Annotated in this window: 27 protein-coding genes and 3 tRNA genes; 19 read left to right on the top strand and 11 right to left on the bottom strand. The window is 71.5% G+C overall.

What is annotated here, in order from left to right; genetic code table 11:
• Positions 1-16: 16 nt before the first annotated feature.
• Positions 17-724 (bottom strand): hypothetical protein, encoded by a 708-nt coding sequence (locus tag ACFO60_RS21495; protein WP_380842747.1) that lies wholly within the window; start codon positions 722-724, stop codon positions 17-19.
• A 133-nt stretch (positions 725-857) separates the two neighbouring features.
• Here ACFO60_RS21495 and ACFO60_RS21490 point away from each other — a divergent pair, with 133 nt between their 5' ends.
• Positions 858-3,350, top strand: coding sequence for a DEAD/DEAH box helicase (locus ACFO60_RS21490; RefSeq protein WP_380843000.1), 2,493 nt, complete (start codon positions 858-860; stop codon positions 3,348-3,350).
• A gap of 50 nt (positions 3,351-3,400) precedes the next feature.
• Here ACFO60_RS21490 and dusB read toward each other — a convergent pair whose 3' ends face one another.
• Positions 3,401-4,513 (bottom strand): tRNA dihydrouridine synthase DusB, encoded by a 1,113-nt coding sequence (dusB, locus tag ACFO60_RS21485; protein ID WP_380842745.1) that lies wholly within the window; start codon positions 4,511-4,513, stop codon positions 3,401-3,403.
• A 132-nt stretch (positions 4,514-4,645) separates the two neighbouring features.
• On the opposite strand from dusB, the gene ACFO60_RS21480 reads away from it, so the two are divergent.
• The 10 genes from ACFO60_RS21480 to ACFO60_RS21435 all read left to right on the top strand — a co-directional run bounded on the left by ACFO60_RS21480 (position 4,646) and on the right by ACFO60_RS21435 (position 9,470).
• A complete protein-coding gene (locus ACFO60_RS21480; RefSeq protein WP_380842743.1) occupies positions 4,646-5,302 on the top strand; it encodes an ACT domain-containing protein in 657 nt (218 codons plus the stop codon).
• Positions 5,303-5,370: 68 nt separating this feature from the next.
• Positions 5,371-5,443 (top strand) — tRNA-Gly (locus ACFO60_RS21475).
• A 30-nt stretch (positions 5,444-5,473) separates the two neighbouring features.
• Positions 5,474-5,544: transfer RNA gene (locus tag ACFO60_RS21470), tRNA-Cys, on the top strand.
• Positions 5,545-5,567: 23 nt separating this feature from the next.
• A tRNA-Val gene (locus ACFO60_RS21465) sits at positions 5,568-5,639 on the top strand.
• 201 nt (positions 5,640-5,840) lie between these two features.
• Positions 5,841-6,188 (top strand): Rossmann-fold NAD(P)-binding domain-containing protein, encoded by a 348-nt coding sequence (locus ACFO60_RS21460; RefSeq protein WP_380842741.1) that lies wholly within the window; start codon positions 5,841-5,843, stop codon positions 6,186-6,188.
• Between the two features lie 209 nt (positions 6,189-6,397).
• Positions 6,398-6,943 carry an FAD-dependent monooxygenase gene (locus tag ACFO60_RS21455; protein ID WP_380842739.1) on the top strand — a complete coding sequence of 182 codons (546 nt, stop codon included), beginning with the start codon at positions 6,398-6,400 and terminating at the stop codon, positions 6,941-6,943.
• Positions 6,944-7,132: 189 nt separating this feature from the next.
• Entirely contained in the window at positions 7,133-7,495 is a 363-nt protein-coding gene (locus ACFO60_RS21450) for a 4-hydroxyphenylacetate 3-hydroxylase N-terminal domain-containing protein (RefSeq protein WP_380842737.1), read from the top strand.
• Positions 7,492-7,752 carry a hypothetical protein gene (locus tag ACFO60_RS21445; RefSeq protein ID WP_380842735.1) on the top strand — a complete coding sequence of 87 codons (261 nt, stop codon included), beginning with the start codon at positions 7,492-7,494 and terminating at the stop codon, positions 7,750-7,752. The genes ACFO60_RS21450 and ACFO60_RS21445 overlap by 4 nt, the downstream gene beginning before the upstream one ends.
• A gap of 48 nt (positions 7,753-7,800) precedes the next feature.
• Positions 7,801-8,145: a hypothetical protein gene (locus ACFO60_RS21440; protein ID WP_380842733.1), complete on the top strand. Its 345-nt coding sequence runs from the start codon at positions 7,801-7,803 to the stop codon at positions 8,143-8,145.
• A gap of 95 nt (positions 8,146-8,240) precedes the next feature.
• Entirely contained in the window at positions 8,241-9,470 is a 1,230-nt protein-coding gene (locus tag ACFO60_RS21435) for a class II 3-deoxy-7-phosphoheptulonate synthase (RefSeq protein WP_380842731.1), read from the top strand.
• A 129-nt stretch (positions 9,471-9,599) separates the two neighbouring features.
• On the opposite strand, the gene ACFO60_RS21430 is transcribed toward ACFO60_RS21435, so the two are convergent.
• The 5 genes from ACFO60_RS21430 to ACFO60_RS21410 all read right to left on the bottom strand — a co-directional run bounded on the left by ACFO60_RS21430 (position 9,600) and on the right by ACFO60_RS21410 (position 14,375).
• A complete protein-coding gene (locus tag ACFO60_RS21430) occupies positions 9,600-10,922 on the bottom strand; it encodes a TfuA-like protein (RefSeq protein ID WP_380842729.1) in 1,323 nt (440 codons plus the stop codon).
• Positions 10,922-12,097 (bottom strand): YcaO-like family protein, encoded by a 1,176-nt coding sequence (locus ACFO60_RS21425; RefSeq protein WP_380842727.1) that lies wholly within the window; start codon positions 12,095-12,097, stop codon positions 10,922-10,924. The genes ACFO60_RS21430 and ACFO60_RS21425 overlap by 1 nt, the downstream gene beginning before the upstream one ends.
• Before the next feature lie 53 nt (positions 12,098-12,150).
• The gene (locus ACFO60_RS21420; RefSeq protein ID WP_380842725.1) at positions 12,151-12,963 is read right to left on the bottom strand and encodes an ABC transporter permease; all 813 of its coding nucleotides are present in this window, start codon (positions 12,961-12,963) and stop codon (positions 12,151-12,153) included.
• Position 12,964: 1 nt separating this feature from the next.
• The gene (locus ACFO60_RS21415; protein WP_380842723.1) at positions 12,965-13,840 is read right to left on the bottom strand and encodes an ABC transporter ATP-binding protein; all 876 of its coding nucleotides are present in this window, start codon (positions 13,838-13,840) and stop codon (positions 12,965-12,967) included.
• Positions 13,841-14,102: 262 nt separating this feature from the next.
• Positions 14,103-14,375: a StsA-related sactipeptide RiPP gene (locus tag ACFO60_RS21410; RefSeq protein ID WP_380842721.1), complete on the bottom strand. Its 273-nt coding sequence runs from the start codon at positions 14,373-14,375 to the stop codon at positions 14,103-14,105.
• A gap of 246 nt (positions 14,376-14,621) precedes the next feature.
• On the opposite strand from ACFO60_RS21410, the gene ACFO60_RS21405 reads away from it, so the two are divergent.
• From ACFO60_RS21405 to ACFO60_RS21370, 8 genes are all read left to right on the top strand, one after another.
• Entirely contained in the window at positions 14,622-14,903 is a 282-nt protein-coding gene (locus ACFO60_RS21405; protein ID WP_380842719.1) for a LuxR C-terminal-related transcriptional regulator, read from the top strand.
• A 127-nt stretch (positions 14,904-15,030) separates the two neighbouring features.
• On the top strand, positions 15,031-15,300 hold the full coding sequence (locus tag ACFO60_RS21400) for a StsA-related sactipeptide RiPP (RefSeq protein WP_380842717.1): 270 nt from the start codon (positions 15,031-15,033) through the stop codon (positions 15,298-15,300).
• A gap of 114 nt (positions 15,301-15,414) precedes the next feature.
• Positions 15,415-16,875, top strand: coding sequence for a StsB family radical SAM/SPASM domain sactipeptide maturase (gene stsB / locus ACFO60_RS21395; protein WP_380842715.1), 1,461 nt, complete (start codon positions 15,415-15,417; stop codon positions 16,873-16,875).
• A gap of 12 nt (positions 16,876-16,887) precedes the next feature.
• Complete coding sequence (locus ACFO60_RS21390; RefSeq protein ID WP_380842713.1) at positions 16,888-17,166, top strand: PqqD family protein; 279 nt, start codon at positions 16,888-16,890, stop codon at positions 17,164-17,166.
• Between the two features lie 61 nt (positions 17,167-17,227).
• Positions 17,228-18,682 carry an NAD(P)/FAD-dependent oxidoreductase gene (locus tag ACFO60_RS21385; protein ID WP_380842711.1) on the top strand — a complete coding sequence of 485 codons (1,455 nt, stop codon included), beginning with the start codon at positions 17,228-17,230 and terminating at the stop codon, positions 18,680-18,682.
• 12 nt (positions 18,683-18,694) lie between these two features.
• Positions 18,695-20,539, top strand: a complete 1,845-nt coding sequence (locus tag ACFO60_RS21380) for a S9 family peptidase (protein ID WP_380842709.1) — start codon at positions 18,695-18,697, stop codon at positions 20,537-20,539.
• Between the two features lie 308 nt (positions 20,540-20,847).
• Positions 20,848-21,741, top strand: coding sequence for a helix-turn-helix transcriptional regulator (locus ACFO60_RS21375; protein ID WP_380842707.1), 894 nt, complete (start codon positions 20,848-20,850; stop codon positions 21,739-21,741).
• A 47-nt stretch (positions 21,742-21,788) separates the two neighbouring features.
• Positions 21,789-23,417, top strand: a complete 1,629-nt coding sequence (locus tag ACFO60_RS21370; protein WP_380842705.1) for a bis-aminopropyl spermidine synthase family protein — start codon at positions 21,789-21,791, stop codon at positions 23,415-23,417.
• Here the strand turns inward: ACFO60_RS21370 and ACFO60_RS21365 are convergent.
• The 4 genes from ACFO60_RS21365 to ACFO60_RS21350 form a co-directional block, all read right to left on the bottom strand.
• Complete coding sequence (locus ACFO60_RS21365; RefSeq protein ID WP_380842703.1) at positions 23,410-24,318, bottom strand: neutral zinc metallopeptidase; 909 nt, start codon at positions 24,316-24,318, stop codon at positions 23,410-23,412. The two genes, ACFO60_RS21370 and ACFO60_RS21365, sit on opposite strands and share 8 nt — an antisense overlap.
• Positions 24,319-24,436: 118 nt before the next feature.
• A complete protein-coding gene (locus ACFO60_RS21360) occupies positions 24,437-24,970 on the bottom strand; it encodes an SRPBCC family protein (RefSeq protein WP_380842701.1) in 534 nt (177 codons plus the stop codon).
• A gap of 282 nt (positions 24,971-25,252) precedes the next feature.
• Positions 25,253-25,537, bottom strand: a complete 285-nt coding sequence (locus tag ACFO60_RS21355; protein WP_380842699.1) for a hypothetical protein — start codon at positions 25,535-25,537, stop codon at positions 25,253-25,255.
• A 17-nt stretch (positions 25,538-25,554) separates the two neighbouring features.
• Complete coding sequence (locus tag ACFO60_RS21350) at positions 25,555-25,683, bottom strand: hypothetical protein (protein ID WP_380842698.1); 129 nt, start codon at positions 25,681-25,683, stop codon at positions 25,555-25,557.
• Positions 25,684-26,074 lie beyond the last annotated feature (391 nt).

Below are 26,074 nucleotides of genomic sequence, written 5' to 3'. Positions count from 1 at the left end.
TCCGGCGCGCCGGGGCTCAGTCGGCGATGTAGGACAGGGACCGGACCTCGTAGCCGCGGGTCCTGCCGCCGCGGACGTGCATCAGCATGGCCCCGCCCTCGTAGGAGTACGCGCACACCTTGCCGCCGCCCTCGGGGGTGCATCCCTGGTAGAAGTAGCCGACGCCGCCGAACCTGGTGCGGAACAGCTTCTTCACCACGCCCGCCGTGGCGATCTCCAGGCCGCGGTGGCGGTCGCCGGCCTTCCACGCCGCGAACAGGTGCTTGGCGGCCTTGTCCCCGGTGGTGAGGTGGCGCGACTCGTAGACCTTGGTGACGGTGTTCCCCGAGACGATCATCAGGATGCCGTTGAGGCCGCCCGGCACGCGCACGCTGGTGTGGACGAACCGGCACGCGCCGCCGGCGCAGCCGGCGAACTCGTCCGGCGCGCGGTAGACGTAGGCGAACAGCGTCTTGACCGCGGCGGGGGTGGCGACGGCGGCCGCCGCTTTCCTGTCGCCGCGCAGCCACGCGCGAAACAGCCTGTTCGCGACCTTCCCCGGCGCCCGCGCCGCCGTGGCCGTCGCCGCGCCCGCGCCTTCCGGTGACGCGGCGCCCGCCGTCACACCGGCCGTCACACCCGCCGGCGACGCCGCGCTCGCGTACGCCGTGCCCGTCCCCGCGGCGCCGGCGGACGACGCCAGCACCCCCGCCACCGCCAGGGCGGCGGCCTTCGATCCACGCATCTCCACTCCCTCTCCCCCAGGGCCCCTCGGGCCCCCGCAGGAGACGCGGGACGGTGCGCGCGGGTTGACCGGCGCCCGTGTGCGGAGGTCCGGCGGCGGTTCATGGACCGACCATGGCGTGGCTTTCGGCAGTATTGACAGTGTGAGCCTCCTCGAGCACCTCCCCAAGGACACCGGCCCCGACGCCCTCTTCGAGGCGTTCGTCGACTGGAACACCCAGCGCGGGCTGACGCTGTACCCGGCGCAGGAGGAGGCGCTGATCGAGATCCTGTACGGCAACAACGTGATCCTGGCCACGCCGACCGGCTCGGGCAAGAGCCTGGTGGCGGCGGGCGCGCACTTCGCCGCCCTGGCCGCGGGCGAGCGCACCTTCTACACCGCGCCGATCAAGGCCCTGGTGTCGGAGAAGTTCTTCGACCTGTGCGCGATCTTCGGCACCGACAACGTCGGCATGATGACCGGCGACGCCGCCGTGAACCCCTCCGCGCCGATCATCTGCTGCACGGCCGAGATCCTCGCCAACATCGCGTTGCGCGACGGCGCTCGGGCCGACATCGCCCAGGTCGTCATGGACGAGTTCCACTTCTACGCCGAGTCCGACCGCGGCTGGGCGTGGCAGGTGCCGCTGCTGGAGCTGCCGCAGGTGCAGTTCGTCCTGATGTCGGCGACGCTCGGCGACGTCAGCCGCTTCGAGGGCGACCTGACCCGGCGCACGGGCCGCGAGACCTCGGTGGTGCGCTCGGCGACCCGGCCGGTGCCGCTGTACTACAGCTACCGCACCACGCCGCTGCACGAGACGCTGGAGGAGCTGCTGTCCACGCACTCGGCGCCGGTGTACGTGGTGCACTTCACCCAGGCGGCGGCCATGGAGCGGGCGCAGGCGCTGATGAGCGTCAACATGTCCTCCAAGGCCGAGAAGGACGCCATCGCCGCGCTCATCGGCAACTTCCGCTTCACGACCAAGTTCGGCCGGGCGCTGTCGCGGCTGGTGCGCCACGGCATCGGCGTCCACCACGCCGGCATGCTGCCCAAGTACCGCCGGCTGGTCGAGCGGCTGGCCCAGGCGGGGCTGCTGAAGGTCATCTGCGGCACCGACACGCTCGGCGTCGGGGTGAACGTCCCGATCCGCACGGTGCTGTTCACGGCGCTCAGCAAGTACGACGGCAACCGCGTGCGCCTGCTGCGCGCCCGCGAGTTCCACCAGATCGCCGGGCGGGCGGGGCGCGCCGGCTTCGACACCCTCGGCTACGTCGTGTGCCAGGCGCCGGACCACGTCGTCGAGAACGAGAAGGCGCTGGCCAAGGCCGGCGACGACCCCAAGAAGCGGCGCAGGGTCGTCCGCAAGAAGGCCCCCGACGGGTTCGTCGGCTGGAGCGAGGAGACCTTCGAACGCCTGCAGAAGGCCGAGCCCGAGCCGCTGGCCTCGCGGTTCAAGGTCAGCAACGCCATGCTGCTCGCCGTCATCAACCGCCCCGGCGACTGCTTCGCGGCGATGAAGCACCTGCTGACCGACAACCACGAGGACCGCAAGGCCCAGCGGCGGCACATCAGCCACGCCATCGCGATCTACCGCTCGCTGCTGGCCGGCGGGGTCGTCGAGAAGCTGAGCGAGCCCGACGAGCACGGCCGCATGGCGCGGCTGACCGTGGACCTCCAGGAGGACTTCGCGCTCAACCAGGCCCTGGCGACGTTCGCGCTGGCCGCCTTCGAGCTGCTCGACGCCGAGTCGCCCGTCTACCCGCTGGACATCGTGTCCATCGTGGAGTCCACGCTGGACGACCCGCGGCAGATCCTGCACGCCCAGCTCAACAAGGCCCGCGGCGAGGCCGTCGCGCAGATGAAGGCCGACGGCGTCGAGTACGAGGAGCGCATGGAGCTTCTCACCGAGGTCACCTACCCGATGCCGCTGCAGGACCTGCTGTTCGGCGCCTACGAGACCTACCGGCGCGGGCACCCGTGGGTGGGCGACTACGCCGTCAGCCCCAAGTCGGTCGTGCGCGACATGTACGAGCGGGCGATGACCTTCGCCGAGTACGTCGGGTTCTACGAGCTGGCCCGCTCCGAGGGCACCGTGCTCCGCTACCTGGCCGACGCCTACCGCACGCTCAGCCGCACCGTCCCCGACCACATGAAGACCGAGGACCTGCAAGATCTCATCGAATGGCTCGGCGAGCTGGTCCGCCAGGTCGACTCCAGCCTGCTGGACGAGTGGGAGCAGCTGCAGAACCCGACGGAGGAGCTCGAGCGGCCCGGCCTGGAGGAGAACACCAGGCCGGTCACCGCCAACCGGCGCGCCTTCCGCGTGCTGGTGCGCAACGCCATGTTCCGCATGGTGGAGCTGTCGGCGCTGGAGCGGTACGAAGAGCTGCACGAGCTGGCCGACATCGACTGGGAGTCCGCGCTCGACGACTACTTCGAGGAGCACGACGAGATCGGCACCGGGCCGGACGCCCGCGGGCCGGCGCTGCTGCTCATCGAGGAGGAGAAGGAGCTGTGGCGGGTGCGGCAGGTGCTCCACGACCCGGCGGGCGACCACGACTGGGGCATCAGCGCCCAGGTCGACCTGGCCGCCTCCGACGAGGAGGGCCGCGCCGTCGTCCACGTCACCGCCCTCGACCGCATGTGACCCCCGGGCGCCGACCGCCGGAGGTCGCGGCCGACCGCCGGAGGTCGCGGCTAACCGCCGGAGGTCGCGGACTCGGCGTCCTCGGGGACCGCGGCGTCGCCGGGGTCGTCCAGCCAGCCGTCGGGCAGGTGCACCCGCTCGCGGGCGGTGGACTTGCCGCGCGGCCCGTCGGCGGCCTCCCCTGGCCAGGGCTGGCCGGCCGGGAGGACGGCCAGGCGCTCGCGCAGCTCCGCAAGCGAGCTCGACGTGGCCAGGTCGCGGCGCGGCCCGGCGCCGACGGTGAACCCCTTGAGGTACCAGCCGACGTGCTTGCGGAAGTCCAGGACGCCGTGGGTCTCGCTGCCGAAGCACTCGACGAGCAGCTCGGCGTGGCGGCGCATCGTCTCGGCGACCTCCCCCAAGGACGGCCGCGCGCGCTCGGGACGGCCGTGGAAGGCGTTGTCCAGGTCGCGGAAGAGCCAGGGCCTGCCCAGGCAGCCGCGGCCGACGACCACGCCGTCGCAGCCGGTGTGCCGCATCATCCGCACGGCGTCGTCGGCGGTCCAGATGTCGCCGTTGCCGAGCACGGGGATCTCGGGGACGGCCTCCTTCAGCCGGGCGATCGCGTCCCAGTCGGCGGTGCCGCCGTAGTGCTGCACCGCCGTGCGGGCGTGCAGGGCGACGGCGCTCACCCCCTCCTCGGCGGCGATGCGGCCGGCGTCGAGGTAGGTCAGGTGGTCGTCGTCGATGCCCTTGCGCATCTTGACGGTGACCGGGAGCGTCCCCGCCGCAGCCACCGCCGCGCGCAGGATGCGCCGCAGCAGGTCGCGCTTGTAGGGCAGGGCCGAGCCGCCGCCGCGCCTGGTGACCTTGGGCACCGGGCAGCCGAAGTTGAGGTCCACGTGGTCGGCCAGGCCCTCGGCCGCCACCATCGTGACCGCCGCGCCCACCACCGCGGGGTCGACGCCGTACAGCTGGAGGCTCCTCGGCTTCTCGCCCGGCTCGAAACGGATCATCGCCAGGGTCTTGGCGTTGCGCTCGACCAGCGCCCTCGTCGTGATCATCTCGGAGACGTACAGGCCGCCGCCCTGCTCGCGGCAGAGCGCCCGGAACGGCGCGTTGGTGACGCCCGCCATCGGCGCGAGGACCACGGGAGGCCAGACCTCGATCGCTCCTATCTTCACCTGCTCATTTCTACCGCACGCTCCGGCGGGCGGCGCGACGCGCCTGGTGGAGCCCATGCCGTTTGGACCGGAAGGAGCGCGGGCGGCTAGATTGGAGCGGGGTGCCGCCCCACGTGACATCGGAGGCGCTTGATGCTCCTGAGAGTGCGTATCTCGCTGCCCGACCGGCCGGGGTCCCTCGGTCAGGTCACGCGTGTCCTCGGGGTCGCCGGCGCCGACATCACGCAGATCCTGGTGCTCGAACGGGGTGAGGGCCGGGCGGTGGACGACCTCACGGTGTACTGGCCCGACTCGGCGCCGCGCGAGACGCTGATCCAGAGTCTCGAGAGCGCCGCCGACGTGACCGTGGAGGGGGTCTGGACCACCCGCGAGGCGCCGGGCACCTACCCCGAGCTGGAGATCCTCAAGTACATCACCACGGCCGGCGACCGCGCCCTGGCCACGATGATCGACTCCATGCCCGTGCTGTTCAGCGCCGACTGGGCCGCCGCCGGCACCGACAAGGTCCCCCGCGGCGTCGTCCACTCGAGCTGGCGGGCCCCTGAGGAGGTGCCGTTCCCCTCGATCACGCCGCCGCGCCCGGAGGCGCACACCCTGCCCTCCGGCCTGCACATCATCGCGGCTCCGCTGCCTCCGCTCGCGCTGACGTTCCTGCTGGCCAGGTCCGAGGGCCCGCCCTTCCACCGCATCGAGGTGCACCGGCTCACCCGCATCCTGGAGATCTTCCTCACCCTGCCCGCCGTCGAGCGCAGCGTGGCGCGCACCTTCCGCGGATCGGCCGCCGGTTAGGCACAGGCGAGGAAAACCCGCTAGAGTTCCTTCTCGTCACCGAGGGAGTCGATCCCCCGGCGGCGCACGCGGACGTGGCTCAGCTGGTAGAGCATCACCTTGCCAAGGTGAGGGTCGCGGGTTCGAATCCCGTCGTCCGCTCGGAGAGGTCTCCACGCAGAGGCCTCGCCCGGTGGAGTGGCCGAGAGGCGAGGCAGCGGCCTGCAAAGCCGCGTACACGGGTTCAAATCCCGTCTCCACCTCTGCGTGACAGATCGGCAGGCTCGGGCGATTAGCTCAGTGGGAGAGCGCTACCTTGACACGGTAGAGGCCACTGGTTCAATCCCAGTATCGCCCACTCATACCCATGGCACACATGGGCCGACATGGTCAGAAGGCCGCCAAAGTCCCCGTTCGGGGGCCTTGGCGGCCTTCTGCCTTCTCTGGCCGATTCCGGTTCCTCCGGGTTGATGCCGGCACCGGCGCTGACGTCGCGCCGGCCTGTCCCCGCACGCTTCGGCGAGGGCCCGGCGCGGCGGCGCTGGGCCTGTACCGCCAGATGGCCGCCGCCGCGGTGCCGATGACCGAGCTGCGCTACCACAACCACCGCGGGGACCTGATCCTGCGCGAGTCACGCAGTCGCGCCGCGGGATACGACTGGCCGCAGTTGTCGATCCACCGGGGCGCGCTGCAGATGCTGCTCGTCGAAGCGGTGCGCGCCAGGCTGGGCGGGCGATGCCTGCGGCCCGGATCGCGGGTGACCGGGTTCGCCGAGACTCCGGGCTCCGGCCTGCGCCTGGACATGGTGCGAGACGGGGTCCCGGCGTCGGTGCGGGCGGACATCCTGGTGGGCGCCGACGGCATCAGGTCGACCGTGCGCCGGGCCATGTACGACGAGAGCGGCTAACCGGCTTGGAACGGGATGACGGTCTGGCGTGGGATGACGTGGGCCGATCCCATCGGCCCCGGAAACAGCATGATCATTGCCGGAGACGGGATGCGCAAGGTCGTGCTCTACGCCGTCTCCGCTCCTCGCGCCGATGGCAGGGTGCTGCTGAACTGGGCCGCTTCGCGGCAGGTGGACACCGGCGCCGGCCGCGGCGACTGGTACGGCCCGTGCCCGCGGAGAGGTTCGCGCGCTGGTTCGAGGGCTGGCGGGTGGGCGGCGTCCTGCTCACCGACCTGTTCGCCGGGGCGGACTCCTGCGTGGAGTACCCGATGCTGGACCGTGAGCCGCTGCCCAGGTGGACGCGGGGACCGGTCACCCTGCTCGGCGACGCCGCGCACGCCATGCAGCCGATGGGCTCCAACGCCACCACGCAGGCCGTCATCGACGGCAGGGCACTGGCCTACTGCCTCGCCACCGCCCCCGATCCCCTGACCGGCCTGGCGGAGTACGAGCGGCACAGGCGCCCGGTCACCTCCAGGGTCCAGCTCGCCAGCCGGAGCAAGGGCCCGGAGATCGTCATCGACATGGTCGCCGCCCGGGCACCGAACGGGTTCGCCGACGTCGAAGACGTCGTACCCGAGCGCGTGCTGCGCGCTATCTCCGCCGGGTACGCCGCGCTGGCCGAGTTCGACGTCGGCGGCGTCAACACCCGCTCCCCCTACGACGTGCGCAGGGCACGGCTGATGCGGGCCGAATCGGCCGTCCGTGGGTAGCGGGGCGACCGGCCGCCCCACTCTCACCGGCTCGCCGACGAGCCGGTGACCCGGTGATCCGTTCTGCCTTGCCTCGCCGGCCTCCCGGCCACGAGTCCGAGACATGCCAAGCACCGAAGACACAGGAGATATCAGAATGACGCGTACCGGCCAGGAGTATCTGGAATCCCTCAGGGACGGACGTCAGGTGTGGCTCGACGGGGGCTCGTCAAAGACGTCACCACGCACCCGGCCTTCCGCAACACGGCCAGGTCCATCGCGGATCTGTACGACCTCACCCACGATCCCGCCCGCGTGGACACCCTGACCGTGCAGGGCGCCGACGGCACGAGGATCCACCGCGCCTACCACCTTCCCCGCAGCCACGAGGACCTGGTGGCCCGGCGTCAGGCCTACAAGGTCTGGTCCGAGGCCAGCTTCGGGTTCCTCGGCCGCTCGCCCGACTACATGGCCTCCGGCATCGCCGGCTTCCGCCCGCGCGGTCCAGACGGGCAGGCGGCCCGCCGCGCGAAGCGGCGGCCACTGCTTCGAGGACTTCTCGGCGCACGGTGACGTGCCGCGCCCAGTCCAGGAACACGTCCCTGCTCACCGAGTCGTGCACCGTGATCGGGGCCGGCGCCTCGGGCGGCGGCCCGGCCACCTGGGGCCTGCCGGCCGACGCCGCCGACGTGACCAGGTCGAGCGCCGGGATCCGCGGCAGATCTGGCCCGGTGGCCGAGAGCAGCGTGGGTGGCGCGCCGTCCGCGCCGAACCACACGACGTGCTGGAACAGCGTGACGGTGATGTCGGGGGTGGCGGGCTCGCCCTGACGGGGCGGCAGGGATTCCATGAACCAGGCGGCGTCGTAGCCGAGGGAGGTGAGGAACCCGAAGGCGAAACGCGTCTGGGGAACCTCGGTCCGCACGTCGAACAACTCCTGGACGCGGCGCAGCAGCCTCCACACCTGGGCGGGATCCGCCAGGCCGCCGTACGTCGGCCAGTCCGGCCCGGGCGCAGCACGCGAGCAGCGCCTCCCGCAGGGGCCCGGCGGCGTCGACGCTCACCCTGCTCCCCGCCACCGTGATCTCGGCGAGACGCCCGAACCCGGCCACCGCCCTGGCGGAGCCGGGTTCCGGAGAGTGCGGATCCTCCAGCAGGAACACCTCCCGCTCACCCAGGCGGTCGCGCAGCCCGGCGACGAGCGCCACCGGGTCGTCGAGTGACGACGGCAGGGGGCGCGGGTCGACCCTGACGGCGACCGTCGTGTTTCCCCACCCGTTCGGCGACGGGGTATGCGACATCGGATCCCCTCGTTTCCATGCAGGAATGGCCGGGGCCTGGCCGGCCGAAAGAGTGCGACCGGCTGCGCGAGCGGCTGGCCGCGGTCGCCGCCGGGGAGGCGTTCGTGCTCCAGGGCGGCGACAGCGCCGAGACCTTCGCCGGCATCTCCGCCGAGGGCATCCGCAACAAGCTCGAGACGTTGCTGCAGATGGCCGTCGTGCTGACCTACGCCGGATCCATGCCCGTGGTCAAGATCGGCCGGATGGCCGGCCAGTTCGCCAAGCCCCGCTCCAGCGGCACCGAGACGGTGGACGGGCGCACCCTGCCGTCCTACCGGGGCGACGCGGTGAACCGCCTGGCCTTCGACGCCGAGGCCCGTACGCCCGACCCGCGGCGCCTGTGGCGGACCTACCAGGCGTCCGGCATCATCTTGAACCTCGTCCGCGCCTTCACCGGCGGCGGTTACGCCAGCCTGGACCAGCTCCACGCCTGGAACCGCGACTTCTTCGCCCGCTCCCCGGCCGGCGCCCGCTACGAGGAGCCGGCCGACGAGATCGACAATGCGCTCGCCTTCATGCGGGCGTGCGGCGTCGATCCCCAGCGGCTGCGCTCGGCGGAGTTCTTCTCAAGCCACGAAGGGCTGCTTCTGGACTACGAGGCGGCGCTGACCCGGCTGGACGCGAGGGGCGGGCGGTTCTACGCCAGCAGCGCGCACATGTTGTGGGTCGGCGAACGCACCAGGGACCCCGGGGGCGCGCACATCGCCTACTTCGCCGGCATCGACAACCCGGTCGGCGTCAAGCTGGGCCCGGACACCACCGCCGAGGACGTTCGCGCCTACATCGGCAAGCTCGACCCGCAGCGACGCCCGGGCCGGCTGACCTTCATCGTCCGGATGGGCGCGCGCCTGATCCGCGACACGCTCCCGCCGCTCGTGCGCGCCGCCCAGGCCGAGGGCGCCAAGGTGGTCTGGGTGTGCGATCCCATGCACGGCAACACCTTCACCGCGCCCAGCGGGCACAAGACCCGCCTGTTCTCCGACATCATGGCCGAGGTCGAGGGTCTCTTCGAGGTCCACCGGTCACTGGGCTCCCACCCGGGAGGCATCCACGTCGAACTCACCGGGGAGGACGTCACCGAGTGCATCGGCGGCGGGTCCGAGATCCTCCTTGAGGACCTGGCCGAGCGATACGAGTCGGCCTGCGACCCGCGGCTGAACCGCAGCCAGTCTCTCGACCTCGCCTTCCAGGCCGGCACGATGCTGTGAGGCCGGGGCCGGACGCGGTGGCCGGCCCCGGCTCCGGCTCCGCGGGGCAGGGCGCGCGGGCGCACCGCCGGCTCTGGCCGGCCGGTCCCGCGTGGTCGCGGCGATGACGGTCCCCTCGCGCCCGCCCGGTCAGTTCCTCCTCAGGTCACGTCCGCGCTGGACGTCCAGGGCGAAGTACCTTCTCACGGTGCGGCCGAGTTCCTCCACGCTGAAGAACCCGCGCCGGGCCATCTCGACGACCGGCGAGGAGCCGCGCCGCTGCCAGTGGCGCAGGAAGAGTTTCCCGCAGAGCTCCGGCGGCGGGACGACCAGCCGGTGGCGGGTCCGTTCTGCGGTCTCGTCGGCGCGGGCGACGATGTCGGACCATTCCTGCCACCGGTCGGTGTCCCGGAGGCGCGCGAGGACGATCGGCCGCCAGTCGGCCGACTGCCAGACCGGCCACACGCGCACCATGACCGACCGGAACTGCTCCGCGACCGGCAGGGTGACCAGCTCAGTCTCGGTGAGCCACGACCGCAGGGCGTGCGGAAGGGCGGAGCGGTCATCGACCCCGAGCGCGGCGTGCACGTACGCCTGCGGCGCGAGGCCTCGCGCCTCGGCGAAGCCCCGCAACAGGCCGGTCAGGACCTGCTCGTGCACCGAAGGGTAGTCGTGGCCGAACAGGCGCGCCGCGTTCAGCACGTCGAGATCCGACATCCACCTGCCCGGCGCGTACTCCCGCCTCGACCGCCATCTCAGCGCCTCGTTGTGGGTGATCCCCGTCAGGGCCGCGCCGTCCGGCCGCGGCGCGGGCGTCGCGGCCCCGCGATCGTCCACGGCCCTCAGCGCCGACATGGCGTCCAGCCGCTTGAGGTCCCACTCGCCCGCGCCGATCATCCGTTCCAGCGTGCGGAGTGCCTCGCGGACGCCGGGGCCGAGCGCCTCGTCCATCTCGTCCCATGTCCGGTGGGTGAAGGGCCTCGCCTTCGCCGCCTCGACGATGCGCTCGCCGGTCGCCGCCGGAACGAGGCCGGCCTTCGCCGCCTCCCGGCAGCCGTGACGGATGTTGACCATCGCCACGGTGCTGGTGGGGTACCCCATGGCGGCGGGCCCGTGCAGCACCGCGACCTCGTCGTCCCCGTCGACCTCGCCGGTCGCGTACATCTGGAAGACCGAGCCGACGCCTCTCATGCCGTAGGGGCTCAGCTCCGCCGCACGCAGCGCGCCCATGCTCGCCGCGCCGATGACCTCCACGCCTCCGCCGAGGAGCCAGAGGATCTCCTTGTGCCCCACCGACAGCCGGTCGCGGTAGTAGCCGTCGATGATGACGGCGGTGTCGCCGGGACGCCAGTCCTCGGCGAGGAGGTCGCCCCGGGCGACGGGCGGCCGCACCCGCGCCTCCGGGACCACGCCGCGGACCTCTTCTGGCGAGACCGTCGGGCCGGCGTAGACGACCACCTTCTGCGGGCTCACTACAGCACCTCCAGGCAGATGCGGCTTCCCGGCGCCACCACTTTCACCACGGGAACCCCGATGTCGTCGCGGGTCAGGTCGACCACGAGCGGTGCGTGGGAGAACGCGGCCGTGACCCGCTCGATCACGTCCGCGAGGTCGCCGGCCAGGCTCTCGTGAGCCGGGAGCCGCGGGATCGTCTCGCCGGCCGCCGCCGGCGCGGGCCGCGTGGGACGCTTGGCGCCGTGGTCGTCGTTGAAGTCCGACCGCAGGTCGTCTCGCGCGCCGGAGATGTAGGCCAGCCTGGCCTGCGCGGCCTCGGTGACGGCGCGGGTGAGCGAGATCTCGGAGCTGAGGTGGCAGCCGAAGCCGTAGAACGCCGGAGGATAGTCCTCGCAGGTGATCCGCGAGAGGAAGCAGGGCAGCCCGGTGGGCGAGGGCACCAGCCTGACCTCCTGCGAGATCCCGGCGCGCTCCATCATCTCGCACAGCTCGTCGGCCACCGGCGATCCCATCGTCCGCGGGTCGACGCGGACGCCCATCTCGCCGCCGCCGGTGTACGCCGCTGTCATGGCGTCCCTCTCGACCACCTCGTACAGCGCGTGCAAGATGCTCTCCACCAGCGTGTTCCCGCTGGCCAGGCCGTTGGTCGACTCGAAGAACACCGGCGGGTTCCACCCGGCCCTGCGCACGAGCGAGAGCGCCACCACATCGCGGGGGACGAGCGTCTCGGCGCCGTCGACCAGTGACCTGGCCGCGACCCAGTCCAGCGGCAGCCCGTCGTGCAGCACGCTCGGCACCGATGGCGCGAGCTCGCGGACGTCGTAGTCCAGCCGCCCGCCGAGATCGCGGGGGGCCGCCGTCATGACCGGCGGCATGGGTTGCTCCGCGTGCCAGAGCTCGATCGCCTCCATCGTCGCCGACAGCTTCGCGAGCTGAGGAGTGATCCCTTTGCCCTGGGACACGGCGAGCGTCGTGGCGGTCGGGCGGATCGCCTGGAACGTCGGGATTCCGATGGTGTCGAGGCGCGTGATGTCGGCGATCCTGGTGATCCCGACCTTCGGCGCCGCGCGCAGGGCCATCGCCAGCGTCGCCGCCGGGTCCTGCGCCCGGTCGGTGCCCGGCAACCGGACCTTGGACTCGTCAGAGTGCGAGAGGACCCACGAAAGGGAGGACTCATCGGTCTGTATCGTCATGGCACCCATCCACGTTGGCGGCCGACTCGGCGACGGCCGCGTTCGTCGCGCGGTCACATGTTGCGGGCTCGGTTGAGCAGGGCGCGGCCGGCCACGCCGTAGGTGACGGCCGCGACGACGGCCAGCACGAGCAGGTTCGGCCACGCGCCGGCGAAGCCGAAGATCGCGGCGTCCCGCATCCCGTTGATCGCGTACGTCAGCGGGTTGACCACCGACACCCACTGCAGCACCACGGGCATGTCGGCGACCGTGTAGAGCGACGGGGCGCTGAAGACGAGGACGAGAAGCGACACGTTCGTCAGCACCATGAAGGTCTGGAAGTCGGTGATCGTGATCGCCGCCGCCAGGTACAGCCCGTTGAAGGCCACGGAGGCGAGCGTGAGCGCCGCCAGCAGGCCGAGCCAGCCTTGCGGGTCGAAGGGGAACTCGAAGATGAGCACCGCCACCCCGAGGGCGAGCAGGCTCTGCCCCAGCACCAGCGACACCCCGGCCAGCATCTTGCCGAGCAGGAACCGTGACCGGCGCATCGGGTAGGACCACAGCTGCGTCGACACCCCGCTCAGTTCCTCCTGGAACAGCGCCATGCCCGATGTCCCCGCCGCGCTGACGACCGACATCGCCAGCACCGTCGGGAGCAGGAAGACCGCGAACCGGAGCTCGGCGCCCTTGTAGTCGATGGTCCCGACGAGGTTGTTCAGCGAGGTGTTCACCAGCAGCAGGTACACCAGCATCGGCGTCAGGCTGAGGACGAGGTTCACCCGGTTGCGGGCGAGCAGCGCGTACTCGCGGTACAGCACGGCGAACAGGTCGGCCGCCGTCGCGGTCCCTGCGGGAGGGGCGTTGGTGAACGTCAGTCTGGCGGCCATGTCACCCGTCGCTCTCGGTCATCCGGAGGAAGACCTTCTCCAGCGAGTCCGAGGCGGTCGAGACTCCGGAGATCGCGACGCCGGAGTCCTGGCAGTGCCTGGACAGTTCCGGCAGCACGTCCCGCGCTCGCGCGCCCTGGACGCGCACCTCGAAGTCCTCTGCCGTGGCGGTGAACCCGGCCGCCTCCGCCCAGGCGGCGACGACCCGGCTCGCCTCGGCGTCCTCCACGGTGACCAGCAGATGGGTGCTGCCGAACTCCTCGACGAGCTCGCGCGGTTTGGCGAAGCGCAGCACCCGGCCATGGTCGATGACCATGACCCGCTGGCTGTTGCGCTCCAGTTCCTCGATGTGGTGGCTGGTCCACAGCACGGTCACTCCATGCTCCTCACGCAGCCAGGTCACGAATCGCTCGACCTGGTGCCGCCCGGCCACGTCCAGGCCCGCGGAGGGCTCGTCGAGGATCAGCAGCCGCGGAATGGTGATCAGGGCCCGTACCAGCTGCAACCGCTGCCGCTGCCCGCCCGAGAGCTGGAAGCACAGCTGTGGCAGGGCGTCGGCCAGACCGAGGAACGCCGCGACCTCCAGCGCCCACGGCCGCACCTCGCGCCAGCTCAGCCCCCGGAACCGCGCGGCGATCCGCAGGTTGTCGAGCGCCGGCAGCATCATGTCGAACGGGCCGGTCTGGTGCATCGCCCCGATGCCGCTCTTGGCGGCGACCGGCTGACGCACCGGGTCGGCGTCGAAGACCCTGACCTCGCCGGAGGTGGGGGTGGTGACCCCGCAGATCATCTTGATCAGCGTCGTCTTCCCTGCGCCGTTGGGTCCGAGGAGCCCGATGGTCTCCCCCCGCGCGATCTCGAACGAGACGCCGTCCACGGCCGGCCTGTCGCTACGCCGATAGCGTTTGGTCAGCCGATCGGCTGTCACTACATCGCCCGACACAGCCCCACCCTTCACTTCGCCCTGCGCTGCGGCCATCCGGTCCAGCGATCGTGCTCATCGCCCGGTGCTCCTCCGGCATCCGTTCCCCCCTTCGCGCCCGCGCCGGCGGCCCCGGGTGCGGCCCCGGGCCTGGTCCGGCCGGCACGCCGCCGCCCGTGAGGCCGGGGCCGCGGAGCCGCCCGCGGGCCGCCCGGGGTCAGTTCGAATCGGATCCGGACCCCGACCAGGCGCCGCACGCGCACAGCATCGCGGCGTCGTAGCCGTGCTGCGCGGCCTCCGGCTTGCTCCATCCGCCGTCCACGGAGTGCGCCAGCACCTCGGGCACGATCGCGGGAATCCGGCTCTTGAGCGAAATGAGCAGATCGGTCTCCTCTTTTGTCAAGGAGGCGAGCGCCCTCTCGACTTCCTCGGGGATGGGGTCACTCGCAATTCCGGCCTCGCGCAGTGCTCGCCTCGGATCGAAGGCCATACCTCCACCTCTCTTTTGGCGGGAACGCGTCGCTGGTCGAGTATGTCCTGGCGAGATGTGGGCGGCACAACCCCACAAACGTGGGCATGCCGGAGTGTGGCACCTCATGCCGGCGGCCCGGACCTGGGCATCAACCGGCCGCATGGTTACGCCATACCGATGGTTAAGCGCGCTCTTCTAGCGTCGGCACGCAGAAGCGCTCCATCAGGGGCGGCTCCGGCCAGGCGATTCGACCCGGGACTTCTCATGAACCTTGTTTCCGATGGCCCGACGAATGATCGCGACAGGCTGCTGATCGTCATGCTGGCCAGCGGGTACACGACGACAAGAATCGCGCGCGAGATGCGCCTCAGCAGATACACCGTGGCCGAGCGGATCAGCAAGCTGCTCGAAAGGTTCTCCTGCAGCAACCGCAGCCAGCTCGTGGCGTATTCCTATGTCCATGAGCTCCTGCACGTCGGGATCTGGCCGCCATGCGCCTCCGACGCCGGAGAACTCGACGCGAGAAGCAAGGCGATCCTGCCTTAGCTCATGGAATTCGAGGTGGCATTCTCCCTTTACGAGGGATATGCCCACGTTTGTGGGGTTGTGCCATCCGTGTATCGCCAGCCCATACTCGACCAGCAAGGCATCCCAGCAGAAGAGAGGTGGAGGCATGGCCTTCGATCCGAGGCAAGCGCTGCGTGAGGCCGGAATTCTGGGCGGCCCGATCCCCGAAGAAGTCGAGGGGGCGTTCGCCACCTTGACGAAAGAGGAGACCGATCTGCTCATTTCGCTGAAGAGCCGGATTCCCGCGATGCTGCCCGAGGTGCTGGCGCACTCCCTGAGCGGCGGGCAGTGGAACAAGCCGGAGGCCGCGCAGCACGGCTTCGAGACCGCGATGCTGTGCGCGTGCGGCGCCTGGTCGGGGTCGGGACAGAACTAGTCCGAACAGCCCATGGGTGCGGCCCCCGGCGACCCGGCTCCCGGAGCCATCGGGATGCCTCCGGAAAAGGGCTCGGGGCCGCACCTACGGCTGAGGCGCGAAAAGGGAGACCGGATGCCCGGGAAGCTGACCCGAAACCGCTCGTTGTTCGACGTACCGGAAGATTTGACCTACTTCATCCATGATGAGGACTATCTGGTGGTCAACCCGAAAGTGGGCGGCCGGTGTGTCCTCGACTCGCGTGAATTCGGTGTCCTGCGAGCCCTGGCCCGTCCCCAGGCGAGCGGAGAGCCCGCGCACCTCGAGGAGACCAACGAGACCGAGCGGACACTCGCCAAGCTGATCCTCAACTCGGTCGTCTACTACAACGGGATCCGCCCGGAGATCAAGACGAAGGAACCACCGCTCCGCATCGCGTACTACGCCATCACCGACGGCTGCAACCTGCGCTGCCCCTACTGCTACGCCTCCTCCGAGAAATGCCTGCCGGGTGAGCTCGACACCGCCGAGTCGCTCGACCTGGTCTCGCAGATCGCCGGCTTCGGCGCCCGGCTCATCGTCTTCACCGGCGGCGAGCCGATGCTGCGCAAAGACCTGTTCCGGATCGTCGAGCACGCCAACGGCAGCGGCCTGCAGTCGAACATCATCACCAACGCCACGATGATCAGGACGCCCGCGCTGGCCAGACGGTTCGCCGAGCTCTTCGGCGCCGTCACGGTGAGCGTCGACGGCGGCACGGCCGAGGCGCACGACCGCACCCGCGGCGCCGGGTCCTTCGAAAGGACCCACCGCGCCCTGCGACTGCTCAACGACGCCGGCGTGGTGCCGAGGATCAACCACATCGTCACCTCCGACAACGTCGGGGAACTGGAGTCGTTCGCGACCTTCCTCGAAGGGCTCGAGGTCGAGAACATCCGGCTGATGTACCACAACAAGCTGGGCCGGGGAGAGACCGACGACTACGACTTCGGCTGGGAGGACCACCTGCGGATCCAGCAGATCGCCTGGACCTCGCCGGTCGCCGGCAAGCTGAGGCCGGACGGGCCCAGGGCCGTGACGCCGTGCTCCGTGAAGGGCAACTGCGGGATGGGCGGGAACGAGATCTACATCAACTCGCTGGGCGACATATACCCGTGCAAACTCGTCACAGGACGGCAGCACTTCGCGGGCAACATACGACGGCAACCGCTGTCGGAGATCTTCGCCAGCCCGGTCCTCGGCGGAATGCGGAACAGCACGGTGTTCGACGGCGAGTACCACGCCGACTGCCAGAGGTGCTACATCAAGTCGTCCTGTGGCGGGGGATGCCGCGCCGCCCACATGGCCGAGTCGGGGGACCTGAGGCGTAACAGCCGCCATCTGTGCAGGATCCTGCGGCACGGCGTCGTCACGCAGTTCTGGCAGGAGGCCGGCGTCAGCCGCGCGGACCTCGCCAGGAACGACCTTGCGATGTCGGTCCCCCGTCTGGTCGCCAGCGACGACGTCCACCCGGTCTTCGACGACTGGAAGGGCCAGGCGCCCGCCTCGCCCAGGGCCGTCAAGGTCGGCGAACTGCTTTCCATAACACCGGTGTGAAGGAGGCGGAGCGTGTCGCTCCAGATCAGTGACGCCGTGGTGTGGCAGGAGACCGCGGAAGGCGTCTCGCTGTACCACACCGAGACCGGGGATTTCCGTACCCTGAACGAGACGGGCTCCAGGATCTGGATGCTCGTCGCGAGCGACGGCGACCGCGAGCCGGTCGCCTCGAAGCTGTCACGCGAGTTCGCCGGCGACAACACGGCGGTCCTCAGACGCATCCTGGTGGACGTGCACGAGTTCATCGGCACCCTGATCGACGACGGCATGATCGAAGAGCGCCTGTCGTGAGGCGTCCGGGCGCGGCGTCGTCGCGCGCTCCTGTCCGGCCGATGACGCCGGCCGCGCTTCCATGACCACGGTGGTGGTCCTCGGCGGCGGCTTCGCGGGAGTGCTGGCGGCCGCCGTGCTCGCGAGGCACGCGGACGACGTCGTGCTGATCGAGAACGACCGTTACCCCCGCGGCCCCGGCACCCGGCGGGGGCTGCCCCAGTCGCACCACACCCACGTGCTCGTCACCGGCGGGGCGAGGGCTCTGCGCACGTTGCTTCCCGGGACCCTGGAGGAACTGTTCGCGCGCGGCGCCCACCGGCGGGGCCTGCCCGGCGGCGCGCTGATCCTCACCTCGGAGGGGTGGTACCGGCGGCATGACACCGAGGCCTACCTCATCTCGTGCAGCCGGGGGCTCCTGGACGAGGTGGTGCGGCGGCGGGCGCTCGGCGGCGGCGCCGTCTCGGTCAGGGAGGGCACCCAGGCCCTCGGCCTGGTGGGCGACGCGGCCCGGGTCACCGGGGTCTCGGTCAGGCGCGAGGGCGCTCCGGCCGAGACGATCCGGGCGGACCTCGTCGTCGACGCGACGGGGCGCAGGTCCAAGGCGGCACGGTGGCTGGCCGATCTCGGCGCTCCGCACGTCGAGGAGGTCACGGTCGCCTCGGGCCTGGCCTACGCCACGCGGCTCTACCAGGCGCCGGCCGGGCTCGCCGCGGGCATTCCGGCGATCATCCTGCATCCGCGCTCCGAGGCCGGGCGGCCCGACCGCGGGGCGACGCTGTACCCGATCGAGGACGGCCGGTGGGTGGTGACGCTGACCGGGACGCGCGGCGGCGAGCCGCCCACCGACGAGCGCGGCTTCCAGGACTTCGCGTGCTCGCTGCGCAGCCCGATCGTGGCGCGGCTCATGGCGGCGGCCAGGCCCGCCGGCCGCATCCGCCCGTATCGCGACACCGCGAACAGGAGGCGGTTCTTCGAGCGCGCCCTCCTTCCCGAGGGGTTCGTCGCGATCGGCGACGCGGCCGTCGCGGTGAACCCCGTCCACTCGCACGGGATGTCGGTCGCCGCGCTGAGCGCGCTCAGGCTTGAGCAGGAACTGGCGCGGCGCGGGATCGAGCCGCCGGTCTCCTCCGGGCTGCAGGCCGCCATGGCGGCCGAGGCGGAGATGTCCTGGCGGATGGCGACCGGGCAGGACGCGGGGCACGCGCACGGCGCGAAGATCCGGCGGCCGGAGGCGACCGCGTTCGAGCGCCGGGTCCGGAGCCACCTGGCCCGGGTGGCGCTGGGCGACCCCGGCCTCGCCGCCGAGCTCTTCCGCGCCCACACGTTGATCTCCACCACCGACGCGGGCGCCTGTTCGCCGTCCCGCGTGCGGCCCGGAAGGCCGCGCCCCCTGCTCACCGCCGAGCAGGCGATCACGCAGTACCCCGGACTGGCCGGATGGTGGCTCTCCCGCTTCGCCTCCGCGCCGGCGGATCCGGGATGCCCCGCGCCCGCCGGCCCGCCGGCACTCGACGACCACGTGAGCCCCGTGTAGTGGGAGAACGTCATGATCACTGAAGCCGTTCCGCTGATCCCCCGTGCCGTCCTGTTCGGCAACCCGGCGTACATGGCGCCGGGGATCTCCCCCGACGGCACCCGGCTGCGCTTCCTCGCGCCCGACGAGGGCGTGATGAACGTGTGGGTCGGCCCGGTGGACGCGCCGCAGGAGGCCAAGGTCGTGACGCACGACCGCGGGCGCGGCATCCGGGCGTTCGGCTTCTGCCACGACGACCGCACGCTGTACCACCTGCGCGACGAGGACGGGGACGAGAGCTGGCGGCTGTACCTGGTCGATCTCGACACCGGGCGCGAGCGGTGCGTCACGCCGTTCGACGGGGTCCAGGCACGGGTCCTGGCGCACAACCGGTGGCATCCGGACACCATGCTCATAGGGCTGAACAAGGACCGGCGCGAGCTGCACGACGTGTACCGGCTGGACCTTCCGACCGGCGAGCTCACCAAGGTCGCCACGAACCCCGGCTACATGACCTGGGAGATCGACACCGACCTGCGGATCCGCGGCGGGACCGCGATGAGACCCGACGGGAGTTGCGCCGTCCACCTGGCCGGCCTCGGCGCGGACGAGGCGGCGCCGTGGCTCGACGTGCCCCGCGAGGACGCCATGGGCACCCACATCGCCGGCTTCTCCCGCGACGGCGCGACGTTCTACCTGCTGTCGTCGATCGGGGCGAACGCCACCCGCCTGTTCGCGGTCGACGCCTCGACCGGGCGGCGGACGCTGCTCGCCGAGGACCCGGTCTACGACGTCAAACGGGTCGAGATGGACCCCGGGACGCGCGTGCCGCAGGCCGTCGTGCTCGGCAAGGACCGCGACGAGCGGGTCTTCCTCGACGACGGCTACGCCGCGCAGGTCGCGCGGATCCAGGGCGAGCTCGCGCGACTCGGCGTCGACGGCGAGATCTCCATCGACCGGTCGGAGCGCGCCGACCGGCGCTGGACGATCACGGTGGTGGCGGCCGACCGGCCGGTCGGGTTCTACCTCTACGACCGGGCCGGCGGCGGCCTTCACTTCCTGTTCGACCACCAGCCGGAGCTCGCGCGCCACCGGCTCGCCGGCATGGAGCCCTTCGTGTTCACCGCCCGCGACGGCGTCGAGGTGCACGGCTACGTGACCTGGCCGCCCGGCGCCGGCCGCCGGGGGCTTCCCGCCGTGGTGAACGTGCACGGCGGGCCGTGGGCGCGCGACTCCTGGGGCTTCGACGAGGAGGCCCAGTGGCTGGCCAACCGCGGCTACGCCTGCGTCCAGGTCAACTTCCGCGGCTCGGTGGGGTACGGCAAGGACTTCCAGAACCTGGGCGCCAAGCAGTGGGGAAGGGCGATGCACACCGACCTGCTCGACGCGGTCGGCCATCTCGTGTCGGGCGGCGCCGTCGACGCCTCCCGGGTCGCGATCATGGGGTGCTCCTACGGCGGGTACGCCGCGCTGGCGGGCGCGGCCTTCACCCCCAAGGTGTTCGCGTGCGCGGTCGACCTCTGCGGCCCGTCGAACCTGCTGACGCTCCTCGAGGGAGGGCCCGCCTACCTGCGGCCGCTGATGGCCTTCATGCACGCCAACGTGGGCGATCCCCGGACCGAGCGGGAGATGCTGTGGGAGCGTTCTCCGCTCTCGCGGGTCGACGACATCGTCATCCCGGTCCTGGTGGCCCAGGGGGCCAATGATGTGCGCGTGACGCGCAAGGAGGCCGAGCAGATCGTCGCCGCGCTGGAGGCCAAGGGCCTGCCGTACGAATATCTCCTCTTCGAGGACGAGGGTCACGGCCTCGCCAGGCCGGAGAACCGCGAGTCCTACTACGCCGCCGTCGAGCGCTTCCTGAGCCGGCATCTGGGGTAGAGCCGGAGCTTCCCGGCGCCGCGCCGCGCGGCTCCCCGATGACCGGCGGATGACGACGGCGCGCCAACGATGACGATAAATGTCCTCAACCCCGACGCTTGGCGGCCGATTTGGGGATAACGATGCGCGCGTATCGCGTCCGATCCAAAGGAGAAGGAAAGGACCGGTCGGCGGGGCGGGCGGCCGTGGCGTCCTTCCCTCCGGCAGACGGCGCGTTCCCGGCGACAGGGGCTGCCGGATCCCGCTCGATCCAGGGTTCCGGCAGGCCCTGAACGGGCGGGCGGCCGGTACCGGCCGATACTGAAGACATGCCCGAACAGAGCGAGCTGCGACATTTCCTGCAGTCGCGCCGCGCGCGCCTGACACCCGCTGACGTCGGCCTGCCCTGGCATGACGGACGCCGGGTCGCCGGGCTGCGCCGGGAGGAGCTCGCGTCCCTGGCCGGGGTGAGCGTCGACTACTACACCCGCCTGGAGCAGGGACGGGCCCGCAACGTCTCCGATCAGGTCCTCACGGCGGTGGCGGACGCTCTCCAACTGCACGATCTCGAGCGGCGCCACCTGTTCGACCTGGTGAGGGCCGCCGCCCCGAAACGCCCGGGCGGCCAGACGCCCGGTTCGGTCCCCACGCCGCTGGTGCGGGCCAGGCCGGCGCTGCACGCCCTGATCCAGACGCTCGACCCGATGCCGGCCATGTTGTACGGCCCGCGCCTCGAAGTGCTGGGCGGCAACAGGATGAGCAGGATCCTGTTCGACGACTTCAGCGCCATGCCCGTGGCCGAGCGCAACCTGGCGCGATGGATGTTCCTCAACCCCAGGGCGCGCGAGGTCTACGTCGACTGGGAGGACATCGCCCGGCAGATGGTGTCCGTCCTGCACTTCACCGCCGGTCGCGACGCCGGCGACCCCGCCCTCGCGGCTCTGGTCGACGGGCTGCGCGCCCGCTCCGAGCTGTTCGCCCGCTACTGGAGCGACTACGCCGTCTTCCAGCACACCTACGGCCTCAAGCGCTTCCACCACAGCGCGGTCGGCATGGTGACGCTGCACTACGAGACCCTGCACCCGCCGGCCGACCACGACATCTACCTCACCGTCTACACCGCCCCGGCCGGCTCCCCCTCCGAGGAGAAGCTGCGGCTGCTCTCCAGCTGGGCCACCTCCGGCGCCACCCCGCACGAGCACGAGAAGCGCGGGACCAGGTAGCCCGCCCGGCGGACCGGCCGCGGCGCAGGGGCCGATAGAGTCCTGGCGTGGAGCGAGAAGGCGTGGCCGGGTTGCTCGCCGGCGCGGGGGTGGACGCCAGGCGGTACCGCACGGCGCTCGGGCTGCTGTGCGGCGGTGAGTGGTGGACGCTCGCCGACCTGGTCCGGGCCACCGCCACCTCCCGGCGCGGCATCGAGGCGCTCCTGCGGGAGGCCTCGCCTGAGCGGTCGGGCGAGAGGTTCCGGCTCGCGCCGGAGCAGATCGCGCTCTGCCGCGACGTGCTCGGCGACGACGCGGCCCGGACGGACGGCGGCCCCGCGTCCTCCTTGGGGGAAGCGCCGGCTCCCGGGCCGGCCGACCCCGTGGGGCACCTGCTCCCCCGCCACTCCGATGTGGTCGAGCAGATGGAGAAGCTGATCGCGCGGGCGCCGCGCGGACGGCACGTGCTGGACCACGTGGCCGCCACGCCGCAGACCGTGGTGCGCAGAGCGCTGCTGCTCGGGACGAGGTTCTGGCTGCGGGAGGCGCGGCTGCTCTGCGTGGGCGACCACGACCTGACCTCCCTGGCGGTCAAGATGATCCACCCCGAGACCGACGTCACGGTGGTGGACGTCGACGAGCGCATCCTGGCCTACATCGACGAGCAGGCCGAGCGGCTGGGCTTCACGGTGCGCACCCTGTGGGCGGATCTGCGCCTCGGCCTGCCGCCCGCGGCCCGCGACCGGGCCGACCTCGCGATCACCGATCCTCCCTACACCCCCGAGGGCGTGGGGCTGTTCGTCGCCAGGGCGGTCGAAGGGCTGCGCGACCCCGACCAGGGACGGGTGCTGCTCGCCTACGGGGCGGGCGAGCGGACCCCGATGCTGGCACTCAAGGTGCAGAACTCCCTGCACGACCTGAACCTCTGCTACGAGGCCATCTATCCAGATTTCAACCGTTACTTCGGCGCGGAGGCGATCGGCTCGGCCGCCGATCTCTACATCCTCCGTCCCACCACCAAGACCCGGCCAGCCGTCGCCGCCCGGGCCGACCGCTACGTCACCGGCATCTACACCAAGGGGCCGCAGTCGGTCGAGGCGCGCCCGCCCGCCGGTGCGCCCGCCGGTGCGTCCGCCGCCGGCGACGGCTTCGAACCGGAGGTCCTGGTCGGCGACTGGCCGAAGGACCTCTCGCCCAGGACGCCGCGGGCCCGCCTGTCCACCTGGCTCGCCAAGCCGTACGCCGCCGCGCCGCGCCGCGCCGCCATCGCGGTGCCCGCGGGCCTTGAGGCCGCGCTCCCCCGCCTGCTGCTGGCGACGCGCGCCGGCCACGTGCGGGTCTCGACGGCCGAGCCTCTGGGCGACATCGCCCAGACGGCCGAGCAGCTCTCTCCCGTCTACCGGCTGACCGCGCAGGGAGACGTCCTTTCCGCCGAGCGGCTGGACCCGCCCGAGGACGAGGCGGGACGCCTCCTGCGCGCGATCCTGGACAACGCGCACGGCAAGCTCGCCAACACCTGGCGCGAAGGGCTGATCCGCGCGCGGCCCGAGCTGACCAAGAAGCAGGCGAGGGCCGTCATCGACGAGGTCGCCCCGTGGGCCGGCGAGGTCACCGTCCTGGAGCTGCCCGCCCACCGCCTCCGCGACCTCCGCGTGGCGGTGGGCGCCTCGCTCGCCGCCCCCGGTTCGCTCAGGTGACCTCGCGGCGGGGCGGTGACCAGGTGTCGCAGGCGCCGGCGCGCCTGGAGCGGTAGCCCTTCTCCAGCCATCGCAGCTGCGTCCCCAGGCGGCCGTGGTCGCGGACCCACTGTCCGGGGAGCGTGCCGAGGTAGCCGTACCGGAACTGCGCCCAGGCGGGCATCGACCGGCCCATGGCCCCGATCGACACGCCCGCGAGGCACTCGGCCTGCAGCTCCACGCGCCTGCTCACCAGGTCCTCCTTCGCGGCGGAGCGGGCCTCGTCGTAGGCCTCGCCCGCGTAGTCGGAGATGTAGGCCATGTTCTGCACGTGGTGGCCGTACTCGTGCGCGATCACCTCGGCCAGGTACGCGGCGGACGACGGGTGCATCTCGTACCGCTCGACGATCACATAGAAGATCCTGGTCTCGTCGCAATAGGTGCCCGCCGCCCCCTTGGCCGGCATCATCCCGCAGTCGCGGTCGCGGACCCGGTGCCGGACGAACCGGCGCGGCGGCAGCGTGTAGTAGAGCCTCGCCTGCGCGAACTGGCGCGTCCAGACGCGGTCCATGCAGGCGGCGACGGCCCGCATGTACTTCTTGGTGGACGCCCAGTCGCCCGCCTTGATCGCCGGGACCCGGCATTTCGCCTGGGCCTTACGGAGGGCGTACAACGGGTTCTTCACCGCGGCCGCGCGGCCCTGCGGGGGCGGGATCCTCTTCGGCTCCCGCTCCGCCCGCGCGAGGCGCGAGGGGGCCGGCGTGGCGGTGGCCGGCGGCGAGGGCGCCGCCGGAGCGGCGGATCGCCCGGCCGCCAGGGGCGGAGCCGGCGTCTGTCCGGGCGAGCAGATGGGCAGTGCCGCCTCAGCGGCGTCGGCTGTCAGGAAAGCGCATGCGACCAGCAGCGGGAGGAGACGGCGCATGATCGCAAAGTGTATGCACCGTTTATTACGAAATGGCGGTCAACATAACCGGTATAGCGAAATAGCGGACCGAGTAACGGGCGAGGCCCGCCGGAGCGGGGCCCGGCCGGCCGTCCCGTCAGTCGCGGGCCATCGCGTCCAGGGTCTCGATCATGTGATCGCGCAGCTCGGCGAGGCGGACGTCCATGATCAGCGAGGCGATCTGGGGGTTGCTCTGGATCATCTCGCGCAGGCCGCTGCGGCCGGGACCGTGGACGAAGCTGTGCCGTACCACCGTCTGGCCGGGCTCGTCGCCGGGCACCAGCTCGTAGTGCCAGCGCGACGAAGGGCGCTCGGGGTCGCCCTCGGGGTCGAGCACGAGCCACCCGAACGAGCGCGGCGCCTCGACCTCGGTCACCACGCAGGTCACCGTCCAGACGCGGTCCTGGCGGCGGTTGCGCCCCTGGAAGCGGGTGCCCTCGCGGACCTCGGCGTGGTCGGGGTCGACCCACGCCCCGTGCTCGCACTCGGGGCTGAAGTCCCCGATGCGCGAGACCTCCGTGATCCTCTCCCAGAGATGCTCGGGCGGCGCGTCCACCGTGAGTTCCAGGTCCACCCGCGCACCGGTGACGCCGTAGTCCTCCATGCCGACCTCCGCAAGTTCCCATGGCATCCGCCCGGCGCCCACCTTCGCGATGGGCCCTCTCCCGCAACTATCCGCCGCGAGGGGCCACGAGGCCGAGGGGGACCCGGCGAATAAGGGTGAGCAGGGGTGCCACTGGGGTGGCCCGCCGCACCGGCCCGGCCACGCCACCCGATGCGCCTCCCCGTAAGCCGCCGGCCGCCGGGGCACGTGCGAGCGCCTGACACCCGGGAGTCGGAGCCACGGCGGCGTCCTCGATCATGAGGGAACTGCCCCGGCATCATGAGGGAGCCGCCTCAGGCGTCCGCTCGATCAGGAGGGGTCATCGGCCGAAGGGCCGGTCGCGAGGGTGTGGCAGGCGCGAAGCTCCCAGTGGCTGATGGCCGGGTCGCTCAGGACCTCGGCGACCGTCGCCTGGATCTGGTCGCTGGTGGTGTCGTCGGCGGTGTCGACCCGGATGACGATCTCGCCGTTCGCCTGCCGAAGGTCTTTACGCCATTTGTCGGGAAGCAGGGCCAATATCCGGATGCCGTCGATGGGGGAATTGGCCGATGGCTGCGACGTGGCGGTGCTGTACATCGTCAGCTCGACCAGCATCGTCACCCGTCCCTCGTTCAGTCCCAGGTGATGCCCGGGATCGTCGTGATGCAGCGGCCTATGCCGATGGTACCGCCGATGGTACCCGAGGGGACGGCCGTGACGATCGCGATGGAGAGTTTCGCCGGGAATGCCGGTGTTTGCATTTCCTTATCCATTTCCGAGGGCGCGCATTTCGTCCGCGTGCAAATGATCGGGGGATTCAAGCGGCCCGCGGCCGGCGAATCGGCGCGCGGCCGGCGAGGCGGCCGTAATCGGCGTGGCGCCCCGCCCGTCGCCCACGGCTCCCCGCGGCGCCGTCCCGGGAGGCGTCGGGACGGCGGCGTCGCGGCGGGCGTGGCCCGGTCACGTGCCGCCGTCCCCGTGCGCGCGGTCGTCGTCGCGCACGCGCCTCGCGGAGGCCGGCCGGCTCAGGCGAAGAGCTTGGCCAGCCAGTCCTGCCATGCCTGCTCCACCTTCTTGGGATCGGCCTTGTCGGCGAAGATGTGGTGACCCACCACCACCGTGTCGTGCTGACCCCGGATGAACCGGTACAAC

The sequence above is a fragment of the Sphaerisporangium dianthi genome (assembly GCF_042654065.1).
Lineage (GTDB): Bacteria > Actinomycetota > Actinomycetes > Streptosporangiales > Streptosporangiaceae > Sphaerisporangium > Sphaerisporangium dianthi.
The sequence above is the reverse complement of the archived record's forward strand: the minus strand, read 5'-3'. Positions and strand labels throughout refer to the sequence as shown.

Coding starts and splice junctions, on each gene's coding strand:
- ACFO60_RS21400 (WP_380842717.1), top strand. CDS start 15,031: ATGGCCTTCGATCCGAGGCAAGCGCTGCGTGAGGCCGGAATTCTGGGC.
- ACFO60_RS21385 (WP_380842711.1), top strand. CDS start 17,228: ATGACCACGGTGGTGGTCCTCGGCGGCGGCTTCGCGGGAGTGCTGGCG.
- ACFO60_RS21405 (WP_380842719.1), top strand. CDS start 14,622: ATGAACCTTGTTTCCGATGGCCCGACGAATGATCGCGACAGGCTGCTG.
- ACFO60_RS21380 (WP_380842709.1), top strand. CDS start 18,695: ATGATCACTGAAGCCGTTCCGCTGATCCCCCGTGCCGTCCTGTTCGGC.
- ACFO60_RS21355 (WP_380842699.1), bottom strand. CDS start 25,537: ATGCTGGTCGAGCTGACGATGTACAGCACCGCCACGTCGCAGCCATCG.
- ACFO60_RS21435 (WP_380842731.1), top strand. CDS start 8,241: ATGCAGGAATGGCCGGGGCCTGGCCGGCCGAAAGAGTGCGACCGGCTG.
- ACFO60_RS21480 (WP_380842743.1), top strand. CDS start 4,646: ATGCTCCTGAGAGTGCGTATCTCGCTGCCCGACCGGCCGGGGTCCCTC.
- ACFO60_RS21350 (WP_380842698.1), bottom strand. CDS start 25,683: ATGCAAACACCGGCATTCCCGGCGAAACTCTCCATCGCGATCGTCACG.
- ACFO60_RS21420 (WP_380842725.1), bottom strand. CDS start 12,963: ATGGCCGCCAGACTGACGTTCACCAACGCCCCTCCCGCAGGGACCGCG.
- ACFO60_RS21460 (WP_380842741.1), top strand. CDS start 5,841: ATGGCCGCCGCCGCGGTGCCGATGACCGAGCTGCGCTACCACAACCAC.
- ACFO60_RS21365 (WP_380842703.1), bottom strand. CDS start 24,318: ATGCGCCGTCTCCTCCCGCTGCTGGTCGCATGCGCTTTCCTGACAGCC.
- ACFO60_RS21360 (WP_380842701.1), bottom strand. CDS start 24,970: ATGCCATGGGAACTTGCGGAGGTCGGCATGGAGGACTACGGCGTCACC.
- ACFO60_RS21375 (WP_380842707.1), top strand. CDS start 20,848: ATGCCCGAACAGAGCGAGCTGCGACATTTCCTGCAGTCGCGCCGCGCG.
- ACFO60_RS21410 (WP_380842721.1), bottom strand. CDS start 14,375: ATGGCCTTCGATCCGAGGCGAGCACTGCGCGAGGCCGGAATTGCGAGT.
- stsB (WP_380842715.1), top strand. CDS start 15,415: ATGCCCGGGAAGCTGACCCGAAACCGCTCGTTGTTCGACGTACCGGAA.
- ACFO60_RS21425 (WP_380842727.1), bottom strand. CDS start 12,097: ATGACGATACAGACCGATGAGTCCTCCCTTTCGTGGGTCCTCTCGCAC.
- ACFO60_RS21495 (WP_380842747.1), bottom strand. CDS start 724: ATGCGTGGATCGAAGGCCGCCGCCCTGGCGGTGGCGGGGGTGCTGGCG.